This is a genomic window from Ilyobacter sp. (assembly GCF_041583315.1).
Taxonomy (GTDB): domain Bacteria; phylum Fusobacteriota; class Fusobacteriia; order Fusobacteriales; family Fusobacteriaceae; genus Ilyobacter.
In genome coordinates this window covers 1-6,225 of the sequence record NZ_JBFHGC010000109.1, presented here as the reverse complement: position 1 = coordinate 6,225, position 6,225 = coordinate 1, and the positions used below count along the sequence as shown (strand labels likewise).

At 35.6% G+C, this 6,225-nt stretch carries 6 protein-coding genes; 1 reads left to right on the top strand and 5 read right to left on the bottom strand.

Annotated elements, in window-relative coordinates:
* The 5 genes from ABZA26_RS05325 to ABZA26_RS05305 all read right to left on the bottom strand — a co-directional run.
* A partial coding sequence (locus tag ABZA26_RS05325) for an acetate/propionate family kinase (protein ID WP_372713481.1) occupies positions 1-1,001 on the bottom strand: 1,001 nt, incomplete at its 3' end.
* Positions 1,002-1,150: 149 nt separating this feature from the next.
* Positions 1,151-2,395, bottom strand: coding sequence for an S-methyl-5-thioribose kinase (gene mtnK / locus ABZA26_RS05320; protein WP_372713480.1), 1,245 nt, complete (start codon positions 2,393-2,395; stop codon positions 1,151-1,153).
* A gap of 86 nt (positions 2,396-2,481) precedes the next feature.
* A complete protein-coding gene (locus ABZA26_RS05315) occupies positions 2,482-3,027 on the bottom strand; it encodes a BMC domain-containing protein (RefSeq protein ID WP_372713479.1) in 546 nt (181 codons plus the stop codon).
* Between the two features lie 15 nt (positions 3,028-3,042).
* The gene (locus ABZA26_RS05310) at positions 3,043-4,371 is read right to left on the bottom strand and encodes a 4Fe-4S dicluster domain-containing protein (protein ID WP_372713478.1); all 1,329 of its coding nucleotides are present in this window, start codon (positions 4,369-4,371) and stop codon (positions 3,043-3,045) included.
* Positions 4,332-4,682, bottom strand: a complete 351-nt coding sequence (locus ABZA26_RS05305) for a hypothetical protein (protein ID WP_372713477.1) — start codon at positions 4,680-4,682, stop codon at positions 4,332-4,334. Before ABZA26_RS05305 ends, ABZA26_RS05310 begins: the two co-directional genes overlap by 40 nt.
* Positions 4,683-4,900: 218 nt before the next feature.
* On the opposite strand from ABZA26_RS05305, the gene ABZA26_RS05300 reads away from it, so the two are divergent.
* A partial coding sequence (locus ABZA26_RS05300; protein ID WP_372713476.1) for a sensor histidine kinase occupies positions 4,901-6,225 on the top strand: 1,325 nt, incomplete at its 3' end.

Below are 6,225 nucleotides of genomic sequence, written 5' to 3'. Positions count from 1 at the left end.
TCTCCGATTCCACCGGTAAAACAGATCATGTCCACACCACCCATAGCTGCAGCATAAGATGCAATATATGATCTTATCCGATATGTCATCATATCTATAGCAAGTTCGGCTCTCGCATCTCCTGATGCTCTTGCAATTTCAAGATCTCTACAGTCAGAAGATTTTTCAAATATTCCAAGGATTCCGGATTTTTTATTTATTTTTGTGTCCATATCCTTATCAGAAAGTCCTCTCTTATCTTTTATATAAAAAAGTGCTCCCGGATCCACATCACCACATCTTGTCCCCATCATAAGTCCGTCTGTAGGAGTTAGTCCCATGGACGTATCAACACTTTTTCCGTCTTTTACTGCAGTTACAGATGCACCGTTTCCAAGGTGGCAGATAATGATTTTTGATGTCTCGGGTTTTCCCATAATTTCTCTGGCAGTAGTGGAAACAAATTTATGAGAAGTCCCGTGGAATCCATATTTTCTGACTTTCAACTCTTTATACTCTGCATATGGAAGAGCATACATAAAAGCCTTCGGAGGCATAGTCTGATGGAATGCAGTATCAAATACTCCTATATTAGGCTTTCCGGGCATAAGTACCATACATGTTAATATTCCCATCAAATTTGCAGGATTATGAAGTGGTGCCAGAGAATTATTAGCACATATAGCAGTTATTACCTCGCTGTCTATTAACGTAGAGCCAGAGAAATTTTCTCCTCCGTGGGCTATCCTGTGACCGATGGCATCTACCTCTTTCACTGATTTAATAACTCCATACTCTTCATCGGTAAGAGCTGCTATTACCATTTCAAGGGCTTCTTTATGTGTAGCCATATCTTTTTCTATTTCCAGTTCAAAATTCTTCGCAGGAACTTCAAGCTCAAGCTTAGACCCGTGAATACCTATTCTGTCACACAATCCTATAGCAAAAACTTCTTCTGTTTCTGGGTTTATTAGCTGATATTTCAATGATGAGCTACCGCAATTTATTACTAAAACTTTCATAAGCTATAAGAATCCTCCTATATTATTTATATTTTTTATAATAAGCTTTCCAGTAGTTCCCTTCTATGCAGAACAAAACAACTTTATTAATAAACACACAGTTGTCATACCCCACTTTAGAACCACTTCTATATCGGTTTACAGCACATTTAGAATCCCTCTGTCGACATAAATGCATTGCTTGTATCCACAATCGTCTTAATTAAATCTTCTATGCCGGCGTACTTCTCTCTCTCTTGAAAAACCTGATGACAGATTAGCATGACTAAGCTTCGAGCTTGATTTCTTTTTAGTGGATCCTTAATGCAGTTTAAGTCAGTCAGTTTCAAATCTCCCGCCACTCTGCAAATACCCGCTGAAGCCATTATTCCCATGGCTTCAAATAAGAAGTCTCTTTCAATATTTTCTAAATAACCTGGGACTTTTCGATACATAGCCTTAGCATCCTTTTCCCAACACTCTCTAAAACCTTTGCAATAATTATTGAATGTCTCCTCAATGGTCTCCAAAATATACTTGGCATAACTCAATCTTTCTCTAGTGCTGCAGTCTTCCCGCACCATTAAAGCACTATAAGCAAATATAAAATTAGCCAAAAAATATCCCATATCTGCTGAAAAAGGCCCCATAAAAGTATATTCCATGTCGATGACCTTTATATTCTTTTCTGAAATAAGAACATTTGATGTATGCAGATCACCATGGACCAGACATTGCCCTTTTTTCATAAATATGTCACGGCTTTTTAATGTCTCAAGCTGAACGACTTCTTGTCGCCATATCCATTTAACAATAGCCTCATGAGTATCATCACGCTGGGTGCCATCATTTAGATAATCTTTAACAAAGGCCACATTCTCCATAATATTCCTCATCTCAACATTAACAAAGGCTGCCTGAAGTCGTTTATGGTCCTCAGATGAAAGAAAGTATTCCGAGGTATAAAAATTTGTTTTTGACATATATTCTGAAATTTGTTTTGCCAAATCATTGAAACGTTTCATCTTGGAAAGCTCAAATCTTAGTGGTTTATAGTCTTTACAGTCTTCCATAATAAATGCATTATTTTCATAGTCCACATGGAAAATCTCTGGAACGTAATCATGACAAATCCCGCTACGTATTCTTATGGTTTCATATTCCAGCTTATTTCTCGAGACATCCAGTAATGCCTCATCAAATACCCTTATATAAGGACGAGCCTGCTTTAATATGACAGATTTCCCCGTGGAATCCATAATACGAAAGATAAAGTTAACAAATCCATCGGTCTCTTCATCTTCCTGATCAGCAATATTGATAATGGTCAGCTTTGAATGTTGATCAAATAACTTCGTTTGATTTTTTACATATAACTCAATGTTTTCATTATCCAAAATCAATCCCAATTCCACTCCTCCTTTTACTTGGGTATTTTATCTCATAATCACCAAGGCAGAAATTTGGATTATTTATAAGAATCTTCCTGAATTTTTTTAGATTATAGCAAGCTTTCTAAAAGTTCTTTACTAGGTGAAGCGATGACAGCCTTATTGACTAGCATACAGTTTTCATTCCCTACTTTAGAGCCTACTTCTATAGCTGTTTTTACAGCACTCAAATCTCCTGTAAGGGTGACAAAAGATTTACCGCCTATTGCATACCCCATCCTTATCTCTATAATTTCCACAGCAGATGCTTTTATTGCTGAATCTGCTGCATAGAGAGCAGATGTAACATCGAAAAATTCAAGTACTCCCAGTGATTTCAGATTCTGTATCTCAGTAGCAGCATTTACTGCATTTATAACCCTTGAATCAAGTCTGCTTATTACCTTGCTTTCGACTACATTTTCTTTTCCGATTTCTATCCCGGTCTGTACAGCTGATTTTACAGCTGCTACAACTCCTTTTACAATTACCATATATTTCCCGGGGCATATTGTACTGGCTTTCAAAAGACTTACATCTGCTGCCTTCAGCAAACTGTCAGTTACCTCCATACCACGAGCTATACTGTTTAGTTCTATTATTCCTATTGTATCCATTGTTTATTCGCCCCCTTATTTTTTAATAACTACAGAATTTCCTACCTCAACTACAACACCTGCTATACTTGCATGAACACTTGCCCCTAAACCTTCCTTTACCTCACCGATAAGCTGACCGTACTCCACATGGTCCCCTACCCCTACCAGAGGTTTTGCAGGTGCACCAATATGCTGTTTGAGAGGAATAGAAACTTCATTTGATTCCAGGATTACAGCTTTTGTCTCAGAAAAATCTGTGTATTTACTCATCCCTATTCTGCTAATAAGCCTGTTGGTAGGAACTTTTCTGTATTCTCTCATGGATTCTGCAGTAAGTTTTCTCGTACTTTTTTCAAACCTGACACCATTTTCCCTAAATACACCCTTTAAATAGACATTTACCATTCTTGGAGAAATCTGCATAGGACATGCAAACAGCTCACAGATCCCGCATTCACAACAAAGTAGAGCTTCTTTCAGTATCTCGCTATTATTTTCCAGCATGCTTACGCTTCTCATTATTCTATGAGGTCTGAGCTTTTGACCGATGAGGTATCTCGGACAGAGGTCAGTACACATTCTGCACTGTATGCAGGATGACTTGGCTTCATTTATAATATGCTTCACGCTTTTCCCGTTTCTGTGAACCATGTAATGATCTTCGGGAACTACAATAAGTGCCCCGGTTGTCTTTGTAACTACCTCTTTTTCCAGGCTTTCTTTATCTATTATTCTTCCCATCATAGGCCCGCCGACAATTATCTTATATTTGTCAATAGTTGTACCTCCGGCTGCCTCTATACACTTTGCCAAAGTCATTCCTATGGGCGACTTCAGAATAAGAGGGTTTTTCACTTCACCGTGAATGCTGAGACATTTATCCACCACAGGTTTACTGTCTGTCACTGCCTCATATATATTTACAAGGGTCCCCACATTTGTGACTATAACCCCTACATCAAGAGGTATCCCAGCCTCTGGAACTGTACGACCGGTTACTTCAAAGACTATCTGCTGCTCATCCCCAGCTGGATAATACGTTCCCATTTTGAATATTTTCACCCTTGAATTCAGATCCTTTATGGCCTTTTCCAGCTCGATGATTTCAGATTTATATTTCCCCTTAAGTGCTATATGTATCTCTTTGGCCTGGATCCTGTCACCTAGCTGTTCCAAAACTTTTATAATTTCACTGGACTTTTCCCTCATAAGATATTTATCTATTTGTAAAAGAGGTTCACATTCAGCTCCATTCACCAGTAAATAATCTACCTTATCCACAGAAAATTTTATGTGTGTGGGAAAACCTGCACCTCCGGCACCTACAATTCCGGCTTCACGTATTTTTTGAACAATATCCATCCCTTCCCTCCTTCAACTTTTTTAAATGATCGATTCCCTATTAAACACAACAATCTGCTCCCTCCATAAATTATTTTGGAAGTAACAGGATTTTTGAGTTTTATAAAGATCAGAATTTCCTTCATGCAACTAGTTAAAATATTCTTTTTTAAAACATTCTGAACCTCTATACCCCAGTATATCTTCCTTTCAATTAAAAAGGCTCTATACCGTTTTTTACTAAAATTGAAATAATATTGATATTCCCGAAATAATGATATAATATTAGATGGAAGTGTCACAATAATGTCGTTTAGTGTTATTTTTAGCACACATTACGAAAAGTTGTGTTATTTTCTGCATCAGTCTAAGAATATAAAGAAGGAGAACAATTATGAAAATACACAGAAAAATAGCTCTTTCTAACACGATTATTTTCACTTTATACATAACAGCAGCTTATATATTTTTAAAAGAAAACCCCAGTCTCCTGATACTTAAAAATCACTTTTTCATCAAAATAACTCCTGTTATTATTCTTTTTTTTATTATGTCAAATTTTATTTCTAAATTTATATTAATTACTATTTACAACACCCTGGAAAAGCTGGATAAAATAATATCTGTTATAAACAATAAATTTATTTTCAATCTGAGAAAAGATCTCTTAAATATGGAAGGGTGTTTTCACCAGATTTTCTCATCAATCAAAATAGATATCCTGGATATCCTGGTTAAAGAAGGGGAGATAAAAAACCAAAAGGAAAAGGCTGAAGAGCTGAGTGACAAGCTGACTCTCTTAAATAAAAATCTTGAGCAGATGGTTGAAAAGAGAACCATAGAGCTAAAATCTGCAAAGGAATATGCAGAGGCTGCAAACCGTTCTAAAAATGAATTCCTGGCAAAAATAAGCCACGAAATGAGAACACCTCTGACTCCTATAATCGGATACTCCCGTATGTTAAAAAAATCAGACTTATCAGATGATACAAAGGAAAAACTAGAAACCATACACAACTCCGGGGTCAAATTACTGAATTTTACAAATGAGCTGCTGGACTTCTCAAAAATAGAAGTCGGGACAGTGGATCTACATTTTGAACCTTTTGATATCAAAGATTTTTTCAAAGATATTTACAATGAACACTCTGAAAAAGCCGAAGAAAAAAATATAAAATTTGAAATTGAGTTGCCTCAGAATGATATAACAATCTATTCTGACAAAATGAAACTCTATGAAATTGTAAAAAATTTAGTTCATAACGCCATAAAATATACAGAAAAAGGATCAGTTCTCTGTGCAGTGGAAATAAAAGATTCTACGTTATATTTTGATGTCTATGACAGCGGCATAGGGATATCCAATAAAAATATCAGTTATATTTTTGAAAGTTTTGGCCAGATAAATAAGCAGTCTGCAGGAGCAGGCCTAGGACTTAGCATTACAAAAAAACTAGTGGAGATTTTAAAGGGTGATATCAAAGTAGAAAGCAGGTTAGGGATAGGAACTACTTTCAATATCAACATACCCATTGAAGTTTATAAAAAATCAGATGAAAATTTTTCATTTAATTTGAGAAAATTATTAAATAAGACAAATCCAAAAATAAAACCCATTATTTTAAAAAGTATTCTGAAATTTCCCATCAGATTAAAAAATTTAAAAGAATCTTGTCAGAATAAGAACATAGAAGAAATAAGAAAATTTAATCATGAAATTTTAGGAACATATGGAAATTTAAATATGGCATTTATTTACGGAAAAGCAAAAAATATTTCAGCAGAGCTTAAAAAAGATAAGGTTAATTTTGAAAACATCATGTCTTTTATATCAGAGCTGGAAAATATGAATCGAACCTTGGAATATGACAGTAT

Coding starts and splice junctions, on each gene's coding strand:
- ABZA26_RS05315 (WP_372713479.1), bottom strand. CDS start 3,027: ATGGATACAATAGGAATAATAGAACTAAACAGTATAGCTCGTGGTATG.
- ABZA26_RS05310 (WP_372713478.1), bottom strand. CDS start 4,371: ATGGATATTGTTCAAAAAATACGTGAAGCCGGAATTGTAGGTGCCGGA.